The 21,745-nt window shown below is 65.8% G+C and carries 20 protein-coding genes; 12 read left to right on the plus strand and 8 right to left on the minus strand.

The features are described 5' to 3' along the window. The first annotated feature begins 8 nt into the window (after positions 1-8). From QX094_RS18875 to QX094_RS18895, 5 genes are all read left to right on the plus strand, one after another. Positions 9-302 carry a hypothetical protein gene (locus QX094_RS18875; RefSeq protein WP_315750143.1) on the plus strand — a complete coding sequence of 98 codons (294 nt, stop codon included), beginning with the start codon at positions 9-11 and terminating at the stop codon, positions 300-302. A 45-nt stretch (positions 303-347) separates the two neighbouring features. Then, on the plus strand, positions 348-953 hold the full coding sequence (locus QX094_RS18880; protein ID WP_315750144.1) for a DUF2478 domain-containing protein: 606 nt from the start codon (positions 348-350) through the stop codon (positions 951-953). A 335-nt stretch (positions 954-1,288) separates the two neighbouring features. Further along, positions 1,289-2,626: a hypothetical protein gene (locus tag QX094_RS18885; RefSeq protein ID WP_316174905.1), complete on the plus strand. Its 1,338-nt coding sequence runs from the start codon at positions 1,289-1,291 to the stop codon at positions 2,624-2,626. Between the two features lie 10 nt (positions 2,627-2,636). Further along, a complete protein-coding gene (locus QX094_RS18890) occupies positions 2,637-3,146 on the plus strand; it encodes a DUF2249 domain-containing protein (protein ID WP_316172562.1) in 510 nt (169 codons plus the stop codon). Further along, on the plus strand, positions 3,143-3,457 hold the full coding sequence (locus QX094_RS18895; RefSeq protein ID WP_315750147.1) for a metal-sulfur cluster assembly factor: 315 nt from the start codon (positions 3,143-3,145) through the stop codon (positions 3,455-3,457). The genes QX094_RS18890 and QX094_RS18895 overlap by 4 nt, the downstream gene beginning before the upstream one ends. A gap of 138 nt (positions 3,458-3,595) precedes the next feature. On the opposite strand, the gene QX094_RS18900 is transcribed toward QX094_RS18895, so the two are convergent. After that, positions 3,596-4,228, minus strand: a complete 633-nt coding sequence (locus tag QX094_RS18900; protein ID WP_315750148.1) for a UbiX family flavin prenyltransferase — start codon at positions 4,226-4,228, stop codon at positions 3,596-3,598. Then, entirely contained in the window at positions 4,225-5,751 is a 1,527-nt protein-coding gene (locus QX094_RS18905) for a UbiD family decarboxylase (RefSeq protein ID WP_316188083.1), read from the minus strand. Before QX094_RS18905 ends, QX094_RS18900 begins: the two co-directional genes overlap by 4 nt. 143 nt (positions 5,752-5,894) lie before the next feature. Here QX094_RS18905 and QX094_RS18910 point away from each other — a divergent pair, with 143 nt between their 5' ends. From QX094_RS18910 to QX094_RS18920, 3 genes are read left to right on the plus strand one after another with little or no spacing between them, the layout of a single operon-like run. Then, a complete protein-coding gene (locus QX094_RS18910) occupies positions 5,895-6,413 on the plus strand; it encodes an SCP2 domain-containing protein (RefSeq protein ID WP_316159482.1) in 519 nt (172 codons plus the stop codon). Continuing rightward, positions 6,404-7,381 carry a peptidase U32 family protein gene (locus QX094_RS18915; protein ID WP_315714249.1) on the plus strand — a complete coding sequence of 326 codons (978 nt, stop codon included), beginning with the start codon at positions 6,404-6,406 and terminating at the stop codon, positions 7,379-7,381. The genes QX094_RS18910 and QX094_RS18915 overlap by 10 nt, the downstream gene beginning before the upstream one ends. A 36-nt stretch (positions 7,382-7,417) precedes the next feature. Beyond that, positions 7,418-8,308, plus strand: coding sequence for a U32 family peptidase (locus QX094_RS18920; protein ID WP_316188084.1), 891 nt, complete (start codon positions 7,418-7,420; stop codon positions 8,306-8,308). Between the two features lie 243 nt (positions 8,309-8,551). On the opposite strand, the gene QX094_RS18925 is transcribed toward QX094_RS18920, so the two are convergent. After that, entirely contained in the window at positions 8,552-9,487 is a 936-nt protein-coding gene (locus tag QX094_RS18925) for a LysR family transcriptional regulator (RefSeq protein ID WP_316188085.1), read from the minus strand. A gap of 108 nt (positions 9,488-9,595) precedes the next feature. On the opposite strand from QX094_RS18925, the gene QX094_RS18930 reads away from it, so the two are divergent. After that, positions 9,596-10,009 (plus strand): hypothetical protein, encoded by a 414-nt coding sequence (locus QX094_RS18930; protein ID WP_316166557.1) that lies wholly within the window; start codon positions 9,596-9,598, stop codon positions 10,007-10,009. A 176-nt stretch (positions 10,010-10,185) separates the two neighbouring features. On the opposite strand, the gene QX094_RS18935 is transcribed toward QX094_RS18930, so the two are convergent. Beyond that, positions 10,186-11,481, minus strand: coding sequence for an MFS transporter (locus QX094_RS18935; protein ID WP_316188086.1), 1,296 nt, complete (start codon positions 11,479-11,481; stop codon positions 10,186-10,188). 450 nt (positions 11,482-11,931) lie between these two features. Here QX094_RS18935 and QX094_RS18940 point away from each other — a divergent pair, with 450 nt between their 5' ends. Then, positions 11,932-12,957, plus strand: a complete 1,026-nt coding sequence (locus tag QX094_RS18940) for a histone deacetylase family protein (RefSeq protein WP_316188087.1) — start codon at positions 11,932-11,934, stop codon at positions 12,955-12,957. Positions 12,958-13,181: 224 nt separating this feature from the next. Beyond that, positions 13,182-14,615: a lysophospholipase gene (locus QX094_RS18945; protein ID WP_315714256.1), complete on the plus strand. Its 1,434-nt coding sequence runs from the start codon at positions 13,182-13,184 to the stop codon at positions 14,613-14,615. Between the two features lie 13 nt (positions 14,616-14,628). Here QX094_RS18945 and ppsA read toward each other — a convergent pair whose 3' ends face one another. Continuing rightward, complete coding sequence (ppsA, locus tag QX094_RS18950; protein ID WP_315714257.1) at positions 14,629-17,082, minus strand: phosphoenolpyruvate synthase; 2,454 nt, start codon at positions 17,080-17,082, stop codon at positions 14,629-14,631. A gap of 174 nt (positions 17,083-17,256) precedes the next feature. On the opposite strand from ppsA, the gene QX094_RS18955 reads away from it, so the two are divergent. Continuing rightward, the gene (locus QX094_RS18955) at positions 17,257-18,384 is read left to right on the plus strand and encodes an SbmA/BacA-like family transporter (RefSeq protein ID WP_315714258.1); all 1,128 of its coding nucleotides are present in this window, start codon (positions 17,257-17,259) and stop codon (positions 18,382-18,384) included. On the opposite strand, the gene QX094_RS18960 is transcribed toward QX094_RS18955, so the two are convergent. From QX094_RS18960 to QX094_RS18970, 3 genes are read right to left on the minus strand one after another with little or no spacing between them, the layout of a single operon-like run. After that, positions 18,344-19,282, minus strand: coding sequence for a 1-phosphofructokinase family hexose kinase (locus QX094_RS18960; protein ID WP_315714259.1), 939 nt, complete (start codon positions 19,280-19,282; stop codon positions 18,344-18,346). The genes QX094_RS18955 and QX094_RS18960 overlap by 41 nt on opposite strands. 6 nt (positions 19,283-19,288) lie before the next feature. Beyond that, the gene (glk, locus tag QX094_RS18965; RefSeq protein ID WP_315714260.1) at positions 19,289-20,269 is read right to left on the minus strand and encodes a glucokinase; all 981 of its coding nucleotides are present in this window, start codon (positions 20,267-20,269) and stop codon (positions 19,289-19,291) included. Positions 20,270-20,271: 2 nt separating this feature from the next. After that, positions 20,272-21,624: a GH1 family beta-glucosidase gene (locus QX094_RS18970; protein WP_315714391.1), complete on the minus strand. Its 1,353-nt coding sequence runs from the start codon at positions 21,622-21,624 to the stop codon at positions 20,272-20,274. Positions 21,625-21,745: the final 121 nt, after the last annotated feature.

A 21,745-nucleotide genomic window follows, 5' to 3' on the forward strand; every position in this document is an offset into this window, starting at 1 on the left:
GGGCGATCATGCTGCTCGGGGATCTCATTCACGATCTCAGTGACGACGCGAAGTCGAGTGCGGTGTTGCAGGGGTGCGGCGACCTCACGCTCCTGGTGCGCATCAGCTCTGTCGCGGATCGCCTCGGCGAGGATGTCGGTGAGTATGCGTCGGCTGCTGTCCGGCGCTTTGCAAATCTCGCAGAGAATGAGGATTGGCTCGGGTTGATGAGCGCTATCGACCGCGCCGCCGACCCCGCGATCGTCTGTCTGACGTCCATGATCAAGTGGTCGCTGCAGAGGGATGAAATCGAGCTCTCCTAGAACGGATCCACCGCAGGCTATCCGTGCTGGAGGGGCGGGTCAAAAATGTCGAAGCGTCAAATTGATGTTGGGATTCGCATGCACGATGTGATGGTAGAGAAAGTCGGCGTTGCGGCCGCGCCGCTCGTGGCGCTCGTATACGACGACGGGAAATATCCCTACGAGACGTTCGATCACCTCGTGGATCACTCGCGTCGAGCGCGATTGAAGGTCGCCGGCGCACTGCAGCGAAGGCTGTTCCTCGACGAAAATCGCAGGTGCGACGTCCTGCTCGAGGAGATCGACACGGCAAATCAAACCCCGATCTTCGAGGATCGTGGATCGGGAGCGAGAGGTTGCCGGCTGGATGAATCGGCGCTTGCAGAGGTGACAGTTCGGGTCCTCGCCAGCTTGGATGCGCGTCCAAACATCCTGGTGTTGAACAAATTTGGTAAGGCAGAGTGCGGGGGAGGCGGAACGCTTGATCTGATCGCCCGCGCGTTGGACCTTGCGATACCGACGATTGTCGGCGTGCCGCGCAGCAATATCGATGCCTGGAGAGGTTTCGCCGGAGATATGGGGGTTGAGCTCGAAGCCCGCGGAGACGTGGAGCGGTGGCTGGAAAGTGTTCGGCAGGATCGAACCATAGACTCAGCCAGCCAGCTGCGCTGATTGCGATTGCGAGCAATCGAGGGGTCGGGGACACAGAACTGCCAAGCCAGACCGTCGAAGATGTCTGCCGGCTGACATGGATGTTCCTCGACGAGACAGGAAACCCGCCGGTCGATCTGGAGTGGTCATCACGACGCTGATGACACGGAATGTTGCGCTCCGACAAAGAATGGCCGGTCGCGCCGGTTTAGCATCTTTCCGATCGCCGGGGATTGTATGGCGCAAGCTCATTGTTCGCGCCCCCTTGGCTGCGTTCCTCCGGGCGCCACGGCAACTGCCGAATGGCGCATCGTCGTGGCGAGTGCTGCGTCCGCGATCAACAACTGGAGCCGCTCATGATTGGGGCGAAGATCTCGCGCTGGACGATGAGCTATTTCGCGGCAGCGCTGGGGTGGCTGCTCGTTGCCTTGGCAATGCTGGTCGGCGGACTCGGTTACCCCGCCGCAGAGCTCGGCGCTCCCGATACGCTTGTCGTTGTGCATGCGGTCTGTATCGGTTGGCTCAGTCTCTCGGTATGCGGCGCCTTGTTCCAGTTCGTTCCCGTTCTCGTCGCAAGGCCGCTCCCCTTCGACAAATGGGCCTTGCCGGCCTTGTTCCTCATCAACGTCGGTCTGGTCTGCTTGATATTGGGCTTCCTCTCACTGGCCGGACGAATTGCTCCAGCCGTTTGGCTTCTGCCGGCCGGCAGCGTGGTGCTCGGCGCGGGTCTGGCGATGGTCGCGCTCGATCTGGGCCTGACTCTCGTCAGCCAGCCGAAGGGATCTGCTCTCTTTGTCATCGCCGGACTTGGCGCGTTATGCGCAACTGTCGCGCTCGGCGTCGCGTTCGCGTTTGCTCTCGCCGGATCGGCGGGCGCCTACGGCGACGCGCTCCTGGCCGCGGCGATTCCGATCCATGCGATTGCCGGGCTGGGAGGCTGGCTGACCCTGACCGCCATGGGGGTGAGCTATCGCCTGCTGGCCATGTTCATGCTCTCGGCGGACCTCGGCGAGCGACAGAGCACATCCGCGCTGAAATTTGGTGCGCTCGCGCTATCGGTCGCTGTCGTGGGCGGATTGTTCGCGATCGGCCTCGAGGCCGGGCTCGGAGCCGTGCTCATCGTCGCCGCCGTTCTTGGGGTGATCTCGCTTGCGCTCTATGGACGGGACATCGCGACGATCTATCGCTCGCGCAAACGGCGCCAGCTCGAGTTGAACATGCGGATGGCAACCGTGTCTTTCGCCAACCTGGCGGCGACGGTGACGCTCGGCACCGTCATCATCGTCAGCGGAAAGGTCGGCGTTCATGTCGGCGCGTTCGCGTTCTTGGCCGTGTTCGGCTGGCTGTCTGGTCTCATATTCGCGAAGCTCTACAAGATTGTCGCCTTTCTGACCTGGCTCGAAACCTACGGTCCCGTGATGGGGCGCGCCCCGACGCCACGGGTTCAGGACCTGGCGGTGGAACGTCGGTCCGAGAAGTGGTTCATCATCTATTTTCTAGGCGTCTGGGCGGCGACCATCATGTTGATGATGGGCGAGGGCCAGGCGTTTCGCGGCGCCGCGGCGGTCATGGCCGTGGGCAGTATTGGAATCATACACGAGCTTGTGCGAGTCCGACGTCTTTCCGACGTTGCGGGCTCCCGTAGGCTTCCGGCCGGAGCCATCGCGCCAAGCCTGTTGTTCGCCAGAAACTAGGAGGAGAGCCATGACCGCGTACATTGACGTCGACGTCCGACCGATTCTCAGGGCCGGAGGCGAACCGTTCTCCATCATCATGGACGCGGTCGACCGGCTGGCGCCAGGCCAGGGTGTGCGGCTGATCGCGAGCTTCAGGCCGGTTCCGCTGCTCTCCGTCATGGCAAGAAAGGGCTTCGCCCACACCGATCGACCGCTCGACGATGGCGATTGGGAAGTGCTGTTTTCGCCGCTGGCTGCCGAGGACGCCGGTCAGGAAGACGCTGGTGCCGGCCTCGCCTTCGAGCAATGGCCAGATCCCGTAGTCACGCTCGACAACCGAGAGCTCGACCCACCCGAGCCGATGGTGCGCATCCTCGCGGCTGCGGAGGAGCTGGGCCCTGGAGAGACCTTGTCGGCACTTCTGGGCCGCGAGCCGGTCTTCCTGTTCCCTGAACTTGAGAAGCGCGGCTTTCGCTGGCTCGGCGGGTTTACGCCGGATGGATCGACCTACGAACTGTCGGTGAGGGCTCCGCTATGAGCCGCGATGTCATCGACCGCATCCGCGACGCAATGCGCGTGGTCATCGATCCGGAACTGGGGGAAAACGTGGTCGATCTCGGCTTCATCTATGAGATCACGGCGACGGATGGCGTCGTGCATGTCACGATGACGGCCACAACGCCCGGGTGCCCCGCAACAGGTTTTCTCAAGGAAGGGGTCGCAAGCAGCATTGCGGAGATTGCGGGCGTCGAAGCCGTGGACGTGACGATGACATTCGATCCGCCGTGGACCCCATCCAGAATTGATCCGGCCGTTCGTGCTGCGCTGGGTTTCGACAACGTCAATTGACCGAACGAAAGCGAAAAGCTGGCAGCGCTCGGCCGGAGAGGCGGCGTCGTTACGCCCGCTCGTCGAAGAACACGTCAACCGTCGTGGACGCCTTCGGCCCATCGCCCGAGTGGATCTGTCGTGTTCTGTCTTCAAATCCTATTGCCTGTCTTGCTTCCCTATCTCAACAAGGTTGCCTGCTTCGGTCGTCCGGTCCGGAAGCCACTCCCGCGCGTTGGCGTGGAGCCCGGGGACGCCGAGCAGGTTGATCGCGCGACAGGCGATCTGCTCGATGACGTCATCGAGCGACTGGGGCTTCAGGTAGAACGCCGGCATTGGCGGCGCGATGATCGCGCCGATCTCGGTGGCCTGCGTCATCGCTCGGAGATGACCGAGATGCAGCGGGCTCTCCCGCACCAACAATATCAGCCGGCGGCGCTCCTTGAGTTGAACGTCGGCGGCGCGGACCAGCAGGTTGTCGAGTTGGCCCCAGGCGATCGCCGAGAGGGTGCGGATCGAGCAGGGCGCCACGATCATGCCGGCTGCAGAAAACGAGCCGCTGGCGATGCTCGCACCGATGTCGGCGACATCATGAGCATGCGCCGCCAGTTCGCGCAGCCGCGCGAGGCCGCCCTGGCCGACCTCCTCGTGCAAGGTGCGCACGGCAGCGTCGGACACCACGAGATGGACCGCGCATTGCGGCTGCTCCGCGAGCCGTTCGACGATGCGCGCACCGATCGCGGCGCCCGAGGCGCCGCTGATGCCGACGATGACGTGATGCCGCCCGTTCATGTCGAGGCCGTTCGGTCGGCTATGGCGTCGCCGAGGCCGAGGCTCGGCCACATCGCGTCGATGCGCGCGGCTACAGCAGGGTCCATCGCCAGCACCTCGCCCCAGGCGCGTTCGGTCTCGACACCGAGCTTGGTCGTGGCGTCGATGCCGAGCTTCCCGCCGAGGCCGGATTTTGGCGAGGCGAAGTCGAGATAGTCGATCGGCGTGTTGGCAAGCGGCACGAGATCGCGCGAGGAGTCGCTGCGCGTCGCGACGGCCCACATCACCGCGCGCCAGTCGCGGACGTCGATGTCTTGGTCGACCACGATGAGGAGCTTGGTGTAGCTGAACTGCGGCAGCATCGACCACAGGCCGAGCATGATGCGCCTTGCCTGGCCCGGATAGCGCTTTTTGATCGCCACCACGGCGATCCTGTAGGAACAGGCCTCCGGCGGCAGATAGCAGTCGACGACCTCCGGGAATTGTCGTCGGATCAAGGGGACGAACAGCGTGTTCAGCGCCTCGCCAATTCGAGACGGCTCGTCCGGCGCGCGTCCCGTGAACGTCGACAGATAGAGCGGACTTCGACGCGTGGCGATCGCGGTGACCTGAAGCACCGGAAAGCTCTCGACGGCGTTGTAGTAGCCGGTGTGATCGCCGTAGGGCCCCTCCGGCGCGGTCTCCGTGGCCGACACGATGCCCTCGATCACGATCTCGGCGGCCGCCGGCACCGTCAGGGGCACGGTCAGGCATTCGACCAGCTCGGGACGGTCGCCGCGCAGGACGCCGGCGAAGCGCAGCTCGGAGATGGTTTCGGGCAATGGCAACACGGCGCTGAGGATGGTGGCGGGATCGGCCCCGATCACGATCGCAATCGGCATGTCGCGCCCCTGCGCCTGCCACTGCTGGTGGTGGCGGGCGCCGCCGCGATGGGCGAGCCAGCGCATGATGGCGCGATCGCGGCCGAGCACCTGCATGCGGTAGACGCCGACATTTTCCTGCTCGCCGGCGGACGCGTCCGGCGGCACGGTGATGACGAGCGGCCACGTCAACAGCGGCGCCGGCTCGCCCGGCCAGCAGATCTGGGCCGGCAAGGTGGTCAGGTCGATGTCATCGCCCATCGTGACACGTTCATGCACCGTCGCGGCTGATCGCAGCCTCGGCCGGGTCGACAGTGCTGCGCGTGCCAGCGGCAGCTTCTGCAGCGCTTCCCTGATGTCGCGCGGCGGCTGCGGGGCGCGCAACTCCGCCATCATCTCGCCGAGCTCCGCCAATCGTTCCGGCTGCACGCCCATGCCCCAGGCCACCCGCTCCACGGTGCCGAACAGATTGGTGACGAGCGGCATTGCCGAGAGCGAGCCGCATGCCTTGATCGGCCGTTCGAACAGCAGCACGGGCCCTTCGGCGGAGATGACGCGGCGATGGATCTCGGTGATCTCGTGGACGACCGAGACGCTGTCGCGAATGCGTCGCAGCTGTCCCCGCTCGTCGAGGAAGCGCAGGAAATCCGACAGCTCGCGGAAGCGAGGGACATCACGTCGCAACGACAGGCTCCGTTCAAAAAACGCCTCGTAGCTGGAACAATCAGTGTGATCTTTGTTCCGGGTCAAATACTTCTCCAGCCGATCCGGCCAGAGCTTGGGCCATGAGCTCTCTTCAGGACGCGTCTTCGACCTCACTGCCCCTGTTGCCGCCACTGCTCAGGCAGGTGCTGCGTCCGTTGCCGTTGCTGCCCCTGCAGATCGCGCTCGGCACTTTCCTGCGTGGGCTCTTGCGTCGGCATCCGCATCTGCTCGACCGGCTCGGGTCGCATCGCGGAAAGCGCTTTGGCATCAAGCCGACCGATCTGCCGTTCGCATTCGTGATTCAGGCGGGCCCACAGCAGCCGCAACTCGCGGCGGTGCGCGAGCTGCCCACCGGCCTCGATGCCTCCATCTCCGCGTCGATCGTGAGCCTGTTGGCGCTGGTCGAGGGCCGGCTCGACGGCGATGCGCTGATGTTTTCGCGTCAGCTCGTCATCGAAGGCGATATCGAGGCGGTGCTGGCGCTCCGCAATGCGATCGACGATGCCGGTCTGGATCTGGTCGGCGAGATCGCAGCGCTTTCGGGGCCGTTCGGCGTGCCCGCGCAACGCCTGCTGGCGGCCGCGCGTGCCTCGCTGCTGAGATCAACGACGAACGAAAGCGGGATGCGACGATGGAGCTGATCTGTCCGGCAGGGACGCCGGCGGCGCTGAAGAGCGCGGTCGAAGCCGGTGCCGATGCCGTCTATTGCGGCTTCGCCGATGAGACCAATGCCCGCAACTTTCCCGGGCTGAATTTCAGCCGCGAGCAGATGCGCGAAGGAGTAACGTTCGCGCATCGGCGCGGCGCCAAGGTGCTGGTTGCGATCAACACCTTCCCGCGCGCCGGCGCCGTCGAGCTGTGGCGTCGGGCGGTCGACGATGCCGTCGAGGCCGGGGCCGACGCGCTGATCCTTGCCGATGTCGGGCTGATGCACTATGCCGCGCGGCGCCATCCCGAACAGCGACTGCATGTCTCGGTGCAGGCGGCGGCGGCGAATGTCGACGCGATTGCGTTCTATGTCGAGAATTTCGGCGCCCGCCGCGTGGTGCTGCCGCGCGTGCTGAGCGTGCCCGAGATCGCCGAGATCACCCGTGAGACGGCATGCGAGACCGAAGTGTTCGTGTTTGGCGGACTATGCGTTATGGCCGAGGGGCGTTGCTCGCTGTCCTCCTACGCCACCGGCAAGTCGCCGAACATGCAGGGGGTGTGCTCGCCGGCCAGTCATGTCGTCTATCAGGAGACGATACTGGGCACGACCTCGCGGCTTGGCGCTTTCACAATCAATCGATTCGGACGCAACGAACCTGCCGGCTATCCAACGCTATGCAAGGGGCGTTTCTCGACCGCACAGGGCTCTGGCTACATCTTTGAGGATCCGGTCAGCCTCGATGCCACGACCCTGCTCGCAGGCTTGCGCGAAGCCGGCGTCACCGCGCTCAAGATCGAGGGCCGCCAGCGCGGCCGCGCCTATGTCGACGGGGTCGTGCGGCATTTCCGCAGCGTGCTGGCAGCGCTCGATGCCGGGCGGCCCGCCGACGCGTCCGACCTCACGGCGTTCACCGAAGGGCAGGCCACCACGCAGGGCGCCTACCGCAAGACCTGGCGCTAGGACGACATGACAATGGCGGAACAAGGCGCAGGCCGAATGCAGCTCACTCTGGGGCCCGTGCTCTACAATTGGCAGCCCGAGCGCTGGCGTGATTTTTACTTTCGGATGGCCGACGAGGCCCCGCTCGACCGCGTTGTGGTCGGCGAGGTCGTCTGCTCGAAGCGCGCGCCGTTCTTCGAACCCTATTTGCCTGAAGTCATCGAGCGGCTTATGGCTGCCGGCAAGCAGGTGCTGCTGGGTTCGCTGGTCCTGGTGTCGTTGCGACGCGAGCGCCGGCAGATGGCAAGCCTCGCCGAGTTTGGCCACGGTCTGGTGGAGGTCAACGACCTCACCTGCCTCAAATCGATCGCCGGTCGGCCGCATGCCATCGGGCCATTCGTCAACATCTACAACGAGGCCAGCGCCGCGTTTCATGCCGCCCAGGGCGCTACCCGGATCTGCCTCCCGCCGGAGCTGCCGCTGTCCTCGGTTGCCGCGATCGCCGGCGCCGTGCCGCAGGTGGCGATCGAAGTGTTCGCCTTCGGCCGTGTGCCGCTCGCGATCTCCGCGCGCTGCTATCACGCCCGCCTGCACAAGCTAGCCAAGGACAATTGCCGCTTCGTGTGCGAGCAGGATCCGGACGGCCTCGTCGTCACGACGCTGGACGATGAAGCGTTCCTCACCATGAATGGCGTGCAGACGTTGTCGCATGGTTGCTGCAACCTGCTCGGCGATCTCGATCGTCTGACGCAGAGCGGTGTGAGATCGCTGCGGCTGTCACCTCAGGCCTGCGACATGGTCGCGGTGTCCGAGCAATTCCAGGCGGTCCTGGCGGGCCGCGCGGAAGCTGAGGCCGCCAGGGACCGCTTGCGCGAGATCTATCCGGACGTTCCATTCGCCAACGGCTTCTTGCACGGCGCCCCCGGTGCCTCCTACGTCTCGGGGTAGGTACTGCCGTGTCCTTCTGTCGAGGTGAACTCGGATGTGCCCAGTCTGCATGTTGACTGACCACGGATGGACGACGTTGCGAGACGACGCGCAGCCCGTTCTTGCCGGCATGTTGCAGATTGCTGACCGCGTCCAGGCGGAAGCCCAGGAAGCCGGGGAAATCGTGGTCTGTCCCCGATTTCCCCTCCCAAGCCGGCTGGCGTCCTACGCGCCGACCGCAGAGCCCAGCTGACGGCCGACGCCTCATCCCGATTTGTCGCTGAACGCGGCGGGAAGCGTAGCGAGGAACGCCATGACGCGCTGCGTGCGCAGCGGCGGCCGGCGGTCCGAGGTGCGCAGCACCCATAGGGGCTCCGCCAGCGCGCGCCACGGCTCAAGCACTTCGACGAGCCGACCTGTGCGCAAGTCGTCGTGGACGAGCCATGCCGGGCCCCAGCCAATGCCGAACCCATTCGCGATCAAAGCGACCGAAGCGTGCGCGTCGTCGCAAATGTGCTTGGGCTTGGGCGCGACGCGAACGAGTTTTTTGCCGCGCGGGTCGGTGAAGCGCCAGGTCAGGATCTGCCCGCTCGCGGGATTGCGGAAGCCGACGTGGTCATGTTCGGAAAGCTCGTATGGAGTCGCCGGCGCACCGCGCGCGTTCAGATAGGCGGGCGAGGCGCAAGCGATCCAGGAGAACGTGCAAAGCCGCCGCGCCAGATGACCGGGCGCGCGAGCGAGGGGTCCTGTGCGGATGGCGACGTCGACACCTTCCGCCGCGAGATCAAGAATCTCGTTGCGGAATTTGATCTCGATCTCGATTTCGGGCCGCTCCCGCAGGAACGCAGGCAGTCGCGGCAGGATGCAGGCACGCGCGAACGAGGCGGGGGCGGTCACTCGCACCCGTCCGCCATCGTTACGCGCGGCTTCGCTGAGCGCGGATTGGACGCGATCGAGACTTTCGGCCAGCGCGCGTCCCGCCGCCATCAGCCGCTCGCCCTCTTCGGTCAGCGCCAGCGAATGGGTCGTGCGATGCAAAAGCCGTATCCCGCGAGCCTGTTCGAGGCGGGCGACCGCCTTGGACATCGCCGAGGTGGTCGTCCCCGCCCGCCGCGCGGCTTCGGCGAAGGAGCCCGCCTCGACGACGCGGACGAAGGCGAGGAGGCGCGAGAGGTCGGGAGGCAAGGCCGTTGTGGACATCCAGTCCACATAGTCATGGCGACGGGGTCGCTACAAGAGGCCGTTCCGATGGACCAAATGGGGAGCGTCAGCGCGCATGCTGCGCCGCTAGAAACCGCGAGAAGTCCCATGAACCCCATCGAAATCACGCTGCAAGCCCTCGACGTCGCCGAGCGCGCGCTTCCCCCCGGCCAGCCGGTCTACATGCTCAATCTGTTGCGCTACCGCGCTTATGCGCGTTATGAGGACGGCTTCGACGCCGCGCCCTGTTCGGGCCGCGAAGCCTTTAACGAACGCTATAGACCGGCCTTCCGGCGTCTCGCAGCCGGTAAGCCGCTGGTGCGGATGTTTTCCGGGCCGGTCCTGGCGAGCCTGGCCGGCCCGCAAGGCGAACGCTGGGACGAAGCGGCGATCAATGAATACGGTGATTTCGCCGCCTTCCGCTCGATCGTCGACACCGAGACCTACCAGCGCGACGTCGCTCCGCATCGGCACGCGGCGCTCGAGGATTTCCGGTTGTTCGCGCTCGCCAAGGCGATGTGAACGCATTGAGGCGGCGGCCTCATGCATTCGCCTTAACCAAGCGTGACGCTCCGACGAGCCCGGGAATCCGTTCCACCGATCGCAAGAATTGGTGTCGCGGGCCCTGGGGATTTGGACTTGTCCATCGGCATTTGGGCTACCCGCCGATAGAAAACAGGGATTCCGAAATAGTGGGTCTAGCGATGTAGCGGACCCCTGCTACCAATGTTCCCCGCGTTCCCTTTTTGCTGGGCTCGACATGTCTGTCCGCTGATCGGCGGGTTGAGATAATGAGACCCGGTCGTGATGCTGGAGAGGTTGCCGAAGGTGTTGAACAGGCCGCCGGAGACGCCGCCGGCTTCCTTCGGCGAGGTGTCGGAGACGACCGCCCAGCCGAGCGCGCCGATGCCCTTGCCGAAGAACGCCAGCGCCATCAGGCCGACCACCAGCGCCTGGCCGTCGACATAGTTGCAGCCGATGATCGCCATCGACAGCAGCATGCCGCCGACAATCGGGATCTTGCGGGCGAGTGTCAGCGATCCCGTCTTGCGCAGGATGGCGTCGGAGATGAAACCGCCGAGCACGCCGCCGATGAAGCCGCACAGCGCCGGCAGGGTGGCGACGAAGCCGGCCTGCAGGATCGAGAGGCCGCGCTCCTTGACGAGATAGACCGGGAACCAGGTCAGGAAGAAATAGGTCAGCGTGTTGATGCAGTACTGGCCGATATAGACGCCGAGCATCATGCGGTTCGACAGCAACTGCCCGATATGCGACCAGGTCGGACCACCGGAGCTGGCCTTGGCGTCTTTCGCGCCTTCCATGTCGACCAGCGCGCCGCCGTCCTTGATGTAGTCGAGCTCGGCCTGGTTGACGCTCGCGTGCTCCTTCGGTCCGTACATGGTCCTGATCCACATTAGGCCCATGAGAATGCCGAGCGCGCCCATCACGGTGAAGACGTGGCGCCAGCCGAATTCATGCGCGATCCAGCCCATCAGCGGTGCGAAGATCACTGTCGCGAAATACTGGCCCGAGTTGAAGAACGCCGACGCCGTGCCGCGCTCGTTGCTCGGAAACCAGGCGGCGACGATGCGGGCATTGGCCGGGAAGCTCGGCGCTTCGGCGAGACCGACCAGGAAGCGCAGCGCGAACAGCGCGGTGACCGCGGCGGCGCCGGAGAAGAAGCCGATCCAGCCCTGCATCATGGTGAAGATCGACCAGATCACGATGCTGCAGGCATAGACCCAGCGCGAACCGAAGCGGTCGAGCAGCCAGCCGCCCGGCACCTGCGCGAGCACATAGGACCAGCCGAAGGCGGAGAACACATAGCCCATCGCGACGGGATCGAGATGCAGCTCCTTGGACAGCGAAGGTCCTGCGATCGACAAGGTCGCCCGGTCGGCGTAGTTCACGGTCGTGACCAGGAACAGCATGGTCACGATGAATAGCCGCACGCGCGATCGGCGCAATTCGGCCGTGGTTACGATTGCGCTCATGCGCTCCACCTCTCTTGTCACGTTCCTCGATGACTGTCCTAGAGGAGAGGGAGGGCCGGGGTCCAAACCGAAGCCTGTATCGATCGATCCAAATTTTGGATCAATCCCGGGGTCTCCATGCCGGACAAAGGCGCTCTTTCGTGAGCAGCCGCGGCGTGCGACGCATGAGCCGATCAGGCTTGCACGTCGAGGTTTTGCAGATTTCGTCGCGCATTCCGACGGCCGTCGCGGCAATCGCCAGCATGCGGATCTCTCCTCACGTCCACCGCGCTTCGCGCCAGATCGCCCGGATCCCGGCGAACCCGCTGCCGGCAAGATGCGAGGCGCAGCGTTCCGTTCCGCCGGTTGGAAGCTGCGGGCACGGACCAACGGACGTGCGAACCATCTGTGCTTGTATCGGCTGCGACTGCGTGCACAATCGTCGGTGCAAGCGAACAGGAGCCACTGCGCGTGAAGGCCGTCTACACCGAGCTGCATCGCAGCCATGATCCGCAATTCTATCTGGTGCGCGGCGTCGTCAAGCGCACCACCGAGCAGCCCGAGCGGGCGGATCGTCTGCTTGCGGGATTGAAGGCCGGCCATCACGAGGTGGTCGCGCCGCTTCATTTCGGCCAGGAAGCTCGCGCGCGCGTGCACAGTCCGGAATACCTCAGTTTCCTGGAAGAGGCTTGGGACGCTTGGGCCGCGCTCGGCGATGCCGGTGCGGAGATGATCCCGAACATCCATCCCGTTCGCAATGCCGCCACCTATCCGACGCACATCGTCGGGCGGCTGGGCTGGCACACGACCGATACCTCGGCGCCGATCGGGCCGGGGACGTGGGAAGGCGCCTGCGCCGCGACCGACGTGGCTGCGACCGCGGCGCAACTGCTGCTCGATGGCGAGGATGCGGTGTACGCGCTGTGCCGGCCGCCGGGCCACCATGCCTATCGAGACATGGCCTCGGGCTTCTGCTTCTTGAACAACTCCGCCATCGCGGCCGCGCATCTGCGTCAGCGCTACGAGCGCGTCGCCATCCTCGACGTCGACGTCCATCACGGCAACGGCACGCAGGGCATCTTCTACGAGCGGCCCGACGTGCTCACCGTCTCGATCCACGCCGACCCCACGCATTACTACCCGTTCGTCTGGGGCTATGCGCATGAGCGCGGCGCAGGCGCGGGGCTTGGCGCCAACCTCAACATTCCGCTGCCGCTGAAGAGCGGCGACGACACCTATCTCAAGGCGTTCGAGACCGCGGCCAAGACGATTCATGCGTTCGCGCCCGGCGCGCTCGTGGTGGCGCTCGGTCTCGATGCCTCCGAGCACGATCCGCTCAAGGGGCTCTCCGTGACGACGCCGGGTTTCCGTCGCATCGGCGGCGCGATCGCGCGGCTCGGCCTTCCCACGGTGTTCGTGCAGGAGGGCGGCTATCTCTCGGACATTCTTGGGCAGAACCTGACCGCAGTGCTCGGAGGTTTCGAGGCCGCGCGGTAGGCCATCATCTCTTCCTCGCGATCTCTTCTTGGTGTGTACCCCAGAACGCCATCGCAAATCATTCGCATGGCGGCATCTGACGTGTGGAGGCGAGCCGCGACGCGACCACTCGAGGCTCGACGGTGCAGGCGACCGTCGAAACATCCGGCTCCAATTGCTGCACCATTTAGCAAGTGCTAGGCTTTGTGAACTACCCTCGGCTGTAGGCGGCTCGGAGGGACGTGATGAAGCGGCGAATGATCGGCCTGGAGACCCTGGTCACGGGATCCGAAGAGGCGTTGGCTCCGCCGAAGTCCAAGCCGACCGGGCCGGAGCTCAGCTCTGCAGCCTCGGCCGGCCGGCCATCCCGCCGAAGGCTGCTGGCCTCAGCCGGCCTTGGCTTCGGCGCTGCGGCATTGTCGTTCTCCGCCGGCCCGGCTGTCGCGCAGCCAGGTGACGGCGCAAGCCTCGGCCAGCCGGTGCGCGTCAGCAAGGATCGGCTCGATGCGCTCGCAGCGAAGCTCCACGCCGTCTTCAATGAGCACAATATCTTGCCGCCATTCTCGGCCGACAAGCACGGGGCGCGGGTCGACGTCGAACTGCGTCGGCTGACGACCTACACGCGCATTCCCGGCACCGGTGAGCGCGTCAAGGTCAGCGGCCTGCTCGCGCTGCCCGCCGATCACAAGGGCGCACTGCCGGTCGTGTCGTGGCAGCACGGCACCATCCTGTCGTTCGACCAGGTCCCGTCCAATCTCGTCAAGCTGGCCGATCCGAACTACGAGCCGCGCGACAATGTCGATTCGATCGAGACGCTGTTCAACGTCCAGCGCCTTGTCGGCAACGGCTTTGCGTTGATCGCGGCCGACTATCTCGGCAAGGGACCGTATCGCCAGGGGCGAGGCGAGGCCTATGCGGTGAAGGACGCGACCGTGCAGTGCTGCCTGGACGTGCTGAGCGCGGGTCTGCTCGCGCTCGATCATCTCCGCCTGCGAAAGTCCGGGCTGTTCCTGAACGGCTGGTCGCAGGGTGCCTTGAACACGCAATGGCTGCGCCAGGAATTGCAGCGGCGGCGCGTCGCGGTGGCGGCGAGCGCCACGCAGAGTCCGTTCAACAATCTTGCGGATTCGATGCGCTATTGGGTGTCGGCCCAATCGGGCAGCGCGTCGACCGACAGCACCTATCCGAAGCAGCCGATCTGGATAACGCCCTGCGTCATCGTCCTCCTGGGCAGCTATCGCCAGTATTACCGGCTCGGCGACCTGTTCAAGACTGCGATCAAGCCGCAGCACCTCGCGCTGGCCGAGAAATACTGGGCCGACTACAGCATGGACGAGGCGTTCAGCAAGTCGGTGCCGCAGCCCTCGGACCTGCTGGTCGACGGCTTCTTCGAGCGCTTCACCCACGAGACCAACAGCCGCTTCCTCCGTCGTCTGGCCGGCAATAGCTCGACCTATTGGGACTATGACGCCCCGATGCGGTTCTATTACGGTCTTCTCGACGAGGCGCTACCGCCGAGCCTCGTCAAGATGCCGCTGGCGGCCGACGGCCGCTTTGCGCAAGGCATCGCGGTCACCGGCGCCAGCCATCGCGGCACGTTCCTGGCAAGCCTGTATGGCGGCGGCGACGTCGTCGGCGGCGCTTCGACCGTGCTGGACTTCTTCAAGAGCAGCTCCTGAATTTCGGCCATGATCAGCTTGCCAGCGCTTGCGGCGTGTGGGTCGCGAGCTCCCGCTCAGCGGTACGGACGATCTCCATGGTGCGCACGATGCTCGCCGGATTGACGCTGATCGAATCGATGCCGAGTTCGGCCAGATAGCGCGCGACTTCCGGATAGTTTGCCGGCGCCTCGCCGCAGATGCCGACATGGCGATGGTTGCGGTGCGCGCCCTCCACCGCCATCCGCAGCATCGCCAGCAGGCCGGGATCGCGCTCGTCGAAATCGAACGCGACGATGTCGGAGTCGCGGTCGACGCCGAGCGTGAGCTGGGTGAGATCGTTGGAGCCGATCGAGAAGCCGTCGAAATGTTTGGCGAACTCATCGATCAGGATCACGTTGTTCGGGATCTCGCACATCATGTAGATTTCGAGCCCGTTTTCGCCTCTGACGAGGCCATGCCCGGCCATCGCCGCGATCACCTTGCGTGCCTCCTCGACCCGGCGGCAGAACGGGATCATGATCTTCAGATTGGAGAGCCCCATCGTGTCGCGCACGCGCTTCATCGCCGCGCATTCCAGCGCGAAACCGGCGGCGTAGGCGGGATGCGCATAGCGCGAGGCGCCGCGGAAGCCGAGCATGGGGTTCTCTTCCTTCGGCTCGAAATCGGAGCCGCCGATCAGGCTGGCATATTCGTTGGTCTTGAAGTCCGAGAGGCGCACGATCACCGGCCGCGGGTGGAATGCCGCGGCGATGGTGCCGACGCCTTCCGACAGCCGCTCGACGAAGAAGTCGGCGGGCTTCTTGTAGCGCGCGGTCAGGCGCTTGATCGTCGCGCGGTCCTTTGCCGCGGTCACCTTTGCGGGCGTCGCCAGCGCCATCGGGTGGATGCCGATCGCCTGGTTGATGATGAACTCCATGCGGGCGAGGCCGACGCCATCGTTCGGCAGCAGCGCGGTCTTGAAGGCCAGTTCGGGATTGCCGAGATTGACCATGATCTCGGTGCGCGGCTTCTCCAATCTGTCGATCGCCAGGCGCTCGACATCGAACGGCAGTGCGCCGTCGTAGACATGGCCGGCGTCGCCCTCCGCGCAGCAGACAGTGACCGTCGTTCCGGTCTTCGCGCGCTTGCTGAAATCCTCCGTGCCGACCACGGCCGGCACGCCGAGCTCGCGAGCGACGATCGCGGCATGGCAGGTGCGGCCGCCATGATCGGTGACGATCGCCGCCGCGGTCTTCATCACCGGCTCCCAGTCCGGACTGGTCGACGCGGCGACCAGCACCTCGCCGGGGCGGAACGCGTTCAGATCCTTGGGAGTGCGGATCAAGCGGATCTTGCCGGTGGCGATCTTTTCGCCCACGGCGCGGCCGGTTGCCAGCGTTCTGCCGGTCTTCTTCAGAACGTAGGTCTCGATCGCCTCGGGCCGCCGCTGCGAGGCCACCGTCTCCGGCCGCGCCTGGATGATGTAGAGCGCACCGTCGCGACCGTCCTTGGCCCATTCGATGTCCATCGGCGTCGGCCTGCCGGCCTTCTGCGAGTAGTGCTCCTCGACTACGATGGTGGCCTGCGCGAGCTCCAGCACGTCGGCATCGCTGATGCAGAATTTCGCCCTGTCAGCCGGCGGCGTCGCCTCGGTGCGCGTCGTCGGGCCACGGCTGCGCGCGCCGGCCTTTGCGCTGGCTTTGGCATAGACCATCCGCTTGTCCTTGGCGCCGAGCCGGCGCGACAGCACGCTGCGGAAGCCGGCCGCGAAGGTCGGCTTGTGGACGTAGAACTCGTCCGGATCGACCGTGCCCTGCACGATGGTCTCGCCGAGGCCGTAGACCCCGGTGATGAAGGCGACGTCGCGAAAGCCGCTCTCGGTGTCCAACGAGAACATCACGCCGCTCGCGGCGCGGTCCGAGCGTACCATCTTCATCACGGCCACCGACAGCGCGACCTTGTCGTGGTCGAAGCCGTTGTCGATGCGGTAGGAGATCGCGCGGTCCGTATAGAGCGAGGCGAAGCAGCGGCGGCACGCCTCGAACAGGTCCTTGGCGCCGCGAATGTTGAGAAAGCTCTCGTGCTGGCCTGCGAAGCTCGCATTCGGCAGGTCCTCGGCGGTGGCCGAGCTGCGCACGGCAACCGCGACGCCGCGGCCATACTCCTGCTCCAGCTGCTTGTAAGCCTCTGCGACCTCGTGGCGTAGATCGTCACGGTCGGTCGCCGCGAACACGATCGCGCGCGCCTTCGCCGCGCGTTTGGCGAGATCGGCGATGCGGCGCTTGTCGAGGCCGGCGAGCAGCTTGCGCAGCGCGTCGTCGGCGCCGGTCGCGCGCAAGGCGTCGCGATAGGCGGCGGCCGTCAGTGCGAAGCCGTTGGGTACGCGCACGCCTTGCGACGCCAGCGCCGAATACAGCTCTCCGAGCGAGGCCGTCTTGCCGCCGACGCCGGGCACGTCCTCGATACGAAGGTCCTTGAACCAGCGGATGTAGCCGGGTGCCGTCATCGGTGATCTCCCGCATCGCAGCGCGAACTTCAGTTTGTCGCGGCGGGCGGCGACTGCCTTGCGCAAGATCAAGCAAGGCGCTCCGCGAGCCCCTTAAATCGCGGGATGACAACGGTTCCACCATAGGCGAGGATGTTTGTTAAGACCCATCAATCGTACCCATCCGGATCACCAATGATCTCCGACGACGAGAACGAGGACGGCAATCGCGAATGGTCGCGGTTCTGGCTCACGGCGCGGCAATTCTGGCTCGGATCGACGGCATGGCGGGTCTGGCTGCTCTGCGTCGCCCTGATCGTCCTCGTGGTGCTTCAGCTCTACGTGCAATTTCGGTTCAATTACTGGAACAGGGATTTCTTCGACGCATTGGAGGGCCGCGATCCGACGCGGCTGCGGCAGCAGGCCGTTCTGCTCATTCCGCTTTGTCTGGCGAGCGTCGTGCTGGCGATCGTCTCGGTGTGGGGCCGCATGGTGATGCAACGCAACTGGCGGCAATGGTTGAGCGCCAAGGTGATCAACTACTGGGTCGAGAACGATCGCTATGCGCGGCTCGCGACGGTGCAGGGCGATCTGAAGATTCCGGAGTATCGTATTGCCGAGGATGTCCGCATCGCCACCGATGCACCGATCGACTTCGTGGTCAGTGTGATCTCCTCGCTGCTGACGGCGGTCGTGTTCGTCCAGGTGCTGTGGCAGGTCGGCGGATCCATCGGCTTTGCCGTGGCCGGGCACCAATTGTGGATTCCAGGCTACCTGGTGGTCAGCGTCGTCATCTATTCCGGGCTGGTGACCGGGGCCATGCTGTGGGTCGGTTCGCCACTCACGCGCGTCATCCAGACCAAGAACCAGGCCGAGTCGGAGCTGATCACCGCAGCCCATCACTTGCGCGACATCGGCGAAGGCATCGCGCCCAAGCAGGAAGAACGCAGCGTCGTTGCCGGGCTGTGGATGGCGCTCGACCGCACGATCCAGCAATGGAAGCGGCTGTGCTGGCAGCTGATGCGCAACACCCTGGTGTCTCATCTGAATACGCTGCTCGCGCCGATCATCGGCCTCGTGCTGTGCGCGCCGAAGTTCCTCGGCGATCAGATGACCCTGGGCGAACTCACCCAGGCAGCCGCTGCGTTCACGCTGGTGCAGGGGTCGTTCAATTGGATGGTGGACAATTTCAACCGCCTCGCCGAGTGGATGTCGTCGCTGGAGCGCGTCGGCGGGTTGCTGCTCTCGCTCGATCGGCTCAACGGTGATGCGGCGAGCGATGTCACGCCGTCTCAAGCCGCACGTCAGCCTGCAGACGGCTGACGTCGGCGGGATCGGACAGCGCGGTGCCGGTGCGCAGCAGCGCCGCGGCACCTGCGGCGACCGCAAAGCGAAACGCGTCGTCCAGCAACTCGCCCGCGGCGAGCTTCGCGACCAATGCGCCGAGAAAACTGTCACCGGCGCCGACTGCGTTGACCGGCACCATCGTCAGCGGCTGAGCGCGCAGCACGCGGTCGCGGGTGACCAGCAGGGCGCCGAGATGACCCATGGTCAGCGCGACGGTGCCGGCCTTGCCGCTCGCGACCAGCGCGTGGGCGGCTTTCTCCCACGCCGTGGCATCGGGCAGCGCGCCGCCGACCAGCTCTTGCATCTCGTGCAGCGACGGCTTCATCAGGTCGATGCCGCCGGCTACCGCCGCGGCCAAAGCTGGCCCCGAGGTGTCGAGCACGAATTGCGCGCCGCGTGACCGTGCAAGCGTCGCAACGCGCGCATAGAAGTCGGTCGGCACGCCGCGCGGCAGGCTGCCGCTGCCGACGACGAAGCGGGGAAACGGATCCTGGGCTGCGAGCAAGGCAAGGCCGGCCTGCCATTCGGCCTCGGTCAGCGTCGGACCCGGCAGGATGAAGCGATAGGGCTGGCCGCTGACGCGCTCCTGGACGAAGAAGTCCTCGCGCGTGTCCTCGGCCGTTGCCCAGGTGCGGCTGGCGACGCCTTCCTTCTCGACGAGCTGCTTCAGCAGCAGGCCGGTCGGACCGCCGACCGGATAGAGCGCGGTGACGTCGCCGCCGAGGCGGGCGATGACGCGGGCGACGTTGATGCCGCCGCCGCCGGGATCTCGCTGTTGCGTCGTGCCGCGCAGCTTGGCCACCGGCACGATTTTCTCGACGGTCGTCGAGACGTCGACGGCCGGGTTCGGCGTGATCGTGACGATGTCGCTCATTCGATCTCAGTGCGTCGGGGAGCCGCCGCTCGCGGTGATGCCGGCCTCGAAGAACGATTTGAGACCGAGAAAGCTGATGTCGGGCTTGATAACGAGATGAACCGGGATCGGACGCAGATAGCTGTCATAGCGCCCCTTGCCCTCGAACTGCCGGCGGAAATCGGATCTGGCAAAGTAGTCCGGAAACCGCGGCGGGATGCCGCCGGCGATGTAGACGCCGCCGCGGGCGCAGAAGGTGAGCGCGAGGTTGCCGGCGACGGCGCCGAGCCAGGCGCAGAACATGTCGAGAGTCGCGCGGCTGGTGGCGCAACTGCGGTCCAGCGCGGCGTGAGTGATCGCTGCGGCATCGCGCGGCGGCACCGTGACCCCGTCGACCGCGGCAATGGCCTGATAGACGTTCGCAAGGCCCATGCCCGACAGCGCACGCTCGATCGAGACATGGCCGAAGCGCTCGCGCATCTTGGCGAGCACGGCGGCCTCGCGCGCCGTCGTCGCCGGCAGCGTGGCATGGCCGGCCTCGGTCACGGCAACCGTGGGACGGCCTTCTGCCGGGAGATAGCACGCGGCGCCGAAGCCGGTGCCGGGGCCGATCACCAGCATCGGCGCGCCGTCGACCGCGGCGCTTCCGCCAAGCGGAAACAGGTCGTCGGGATGCAGCACCGGCAGCGACCAGCCGACCGCCTCGAAATCGTTCAGGAGCTTGGCCGAGCGCAGCTTGAACCGCTCCGCCAGCTCGGCGCCGTCGATCACCCAGGTCGAGTTGGTGAGCATGCCGCGATTGCGCTCGATCGGGCCGGCGATGTCGAGCACGGCCGCGGTGGGCGGGCCGCCGGCGGCGTGTCGCAACAGGAAGTCGGTGATCGCGTCCGTGATGGTCGGGAAGTCGGCGACCTTGAGATGCGCGACCTCGCCGATGACGTGGCCGTCAAGCAGCGCGAACCGCGCATTGGTGCCGCCGATGTCGCCCAGAAGAACGCGTTCGCTCATCCTCACTCTTCCGCCCGGTTGTGCCGCCCGGCGGGATCGTCGGATACCCGGTGAGCGGCAATCATGTTCGAATACCACCGCGCCGACGCCTTGGGAATGCGGCGCTGGGTGGCGCGATCGACATAGACAATGCCGAAGCGCTGCGAATAGCCCGCTCCCCATTCAAAATTATCCAGGAGCGACCAGACGAAATAGCCGCGCACGTCGGCGCCCGCCGCGATCGCCTGTTCCATCGCGGTCGTATAGGCCTTGAGATAGCCGATCCTGCCGTCGTCCTGGATGCAGCCGGATGCATCGACGGTGTCATTGGCCGCCGTTCCGTTCTCCAGCACGTAGATCGGAAGCCGGAACCGGCTGTGGATGTCCAGGAGCGTATCGCGGAACGCCTCGGGCACGACGGGCCAGCCGATTGCGCTGCGCGGCACTGCCGCGGGAGGCGCTCCGAAGCTGGCGCCCATCAGGTTGCTGCCCGCCTTGATGTAATGCGGCGAATAGTGATTGAGCCCGAACCAGTCGACGGGGCGGGCGATCTGCGCCATGTCGCCGGGTGCGATATAGGGCGCGACGGCGTCCTGGAGCTCCGGCGGGTAGCAGGCAAAGGCCTGCGGAAACGGGAAGGCATCGTTCCAATAGGCGGCGAGCCGCAAGGCGGCCGCGGCGTCCTCCGCACTGTCGCTCGCAGGGTAGCAGGGCTGCCGATTGTGGATGGCGCCGATCGAGGCGCCGGCCACGTCCCTGCGCAGCACGTCGACGGCGCGGCCGTGGCTGAGATTGACGTGATGAATGGCCTTGTGCAGGGCCGCTCCGTCGGCGATCCCCGGCGCGTGCCAGCCGAGGCCGTAGCCGAACAGCGTGAACACGCAGGGCTCGTTGAAGGTGGCGAAGCGCTTGACCCGGTCGCCATAGCGCCGCGCGACCAGCGCGGCATAGTCGGCGAACCAGCCGACGATGTCGCGGTTCTGCCAGCCGCCGAGCGCCTCCAGCGCCTGCGGCAGGTCCCAGTGGTAGAGACAGAGCCACGGCTCTATCTCAGCGGCAAGCAGGGCGTCGATGAGGCGGTCGTAGAAGGCGAGGCCGGCTTCGTTGGCCGCGCCGCGGCCTTGCGGTAGCAGCCGCGGCCAGGCGATCGAGAACCGATAGGCATTGAGGCCGAGATCGCGCATCAGCGCCACGTCCTCCGCGTAGCGATGATAGTGATCGCAGGCGGTCTCGGCGGTGTCGTTGTGGCTCACCCGGCCGGGGGCGCGCAGATAGACATCCCAGATGCTGTCGGCGCGGCCGTCGAGGTGCGCCGCGCCCTCGATCTGGAAGGCCGAGGTCGAGGCGCCCCAGAGAAAGCTCGGACGGATGGTCATGATCGAGATGGGCCCTTGCGTTGTTGCGATCAGCCGCATGATGGCGGTCGCCGGCGCTCCGCCGTTGACCGGGATCAAGCCGGCGATACCCCGGCGGATGCGGTGTGTGAAGGTGCCTCCG

It is taken from the genome of Bradyrhizobium sp. SZCCHNS1050, from assembly GCF_032484785.1.
Taxonomy (GTDB): domain Bacteria; phylum Pseudomonadota; class Alphaproteobacteria; order Rhizobiales; family Xanthobacteraceae; genus Bradyrhizobium.

Bases quoted from the DNA above. Each gene is read 5' to 3' on its own strand.
- QX094_RS18945 (WP_315714256.1), top strand. From the start codon at position 13,182: ATGAAGCGGCGAATGATCGGCCTGGAGACCCTGGTCACGGGATCCGAA.
- QX094_RS18970 (WP_315714391.1), bottom strand. From the start codon at position 21,624: ATGACCATCCGTCCGAGCTTTCTCTGGGGCGCCTCGACCTCGGCCTTC.
- QX094_RS18930 (WP_316166557.1), top strand. From the start codon at position 9,596: ATGAACCCCATCGAAATCACGCTGCAAGCCCTCGACGTCGCCGAGCGC.
- QX094_RS18890 (WP_316172562.1), top strand. From the start codon at position 2,637: ATGACCGCGTACATTGACGTCGACGTCCGACCGATTCTCAGGGCCGGA.
- QX094_RS18925 (WP_316188085.1), bottom strand. From the start codon at position 9,487: ATGTCCACAACGGCCTTGCCTCCCGACCTCTCGCGCCTCCTCGCCTTC.
- QX094_RS18900 (WP_315750148.1), bottom strand. From the start codon at position 4,228: ATGAACGGGCGGCATCACGTCATCGTCGGCATCAGCGGCGCCTCGGGC.
- QX094_RS18880 (WP_315750144.1), top strand. From the start codon at position 348: ATGTCGAAGCGTCAAATTGATGTTGGGATTCGCATGCACGATGTGATG.
- ppsA (WP_315714257.1), bottom strand. From the start codon at position 17,082: ATGACGGCACCCGGCTACATCCGCTGGTTCAAGGACCTTCGTATCGAG.
- QX094_RS18895 (WP_315750147.1), top strand. From the start codon at position 3,143: ATGAGCCGCGATGTCATCGACCGCATCCGCGACGCAATGCGCGTGGTC.
- QX094_RS18885 (WP_316174905.1), top strand. From the start codon at position 1,289: ATGATTGGGGCGAAGATCTCGCGCTGGACGATGAGCTATTTCGCGGCA.
- QX094_RS18955 (WP_315714258.1), top strand. From the start codon at position 17,257: ATGATCTCCGACGACGAGAACGAGGACGGCAATCGCGAATGGTCGCGG.
- glk (WP_315714260.1), bottom strand. From the start codon at position 20,269: ATGAGCGAACGCGTTCTTCTGGGCGACATCGGCGGCACCAATGCGCGG.
- QX094_RS18875 (WP_315750143.1), top strand. From the start codon at position 9: ATGCTGCTCGGGGATCTCATTCACGATCTCAGTGACGACGCGAAGTCG.
- QX094_RS18935 (WP_316188086.1), bottom strand. From the start codon at position 11,481: ATGAGCGCAATCGTAACCACGGCCGAATTGCGCCGATCGCGCGTGCGG.
- QX094_RS18960 (WP_315714259.1), bottom strand. From the start codon at position 19,282: ATGAGCGACATCGTCACGATCACGCCGAACCCGGCCGTCGACGTCTCG.
- QX094_RS18915 (WP_315714249.1), top strand. From the start codon at position 6,404: ATGGAGCTGATCTGTCCGGCAGGGACGCCGGCGGCGCTGAAGAGCGCG.
- QX094_RS18920 (WP_316188084.1), top strand. From the start codon at position 7,418: ATGCAGCTCACTCTGGGGCCCGTGCTCTACAATTGGCAGCCCGAGCGC.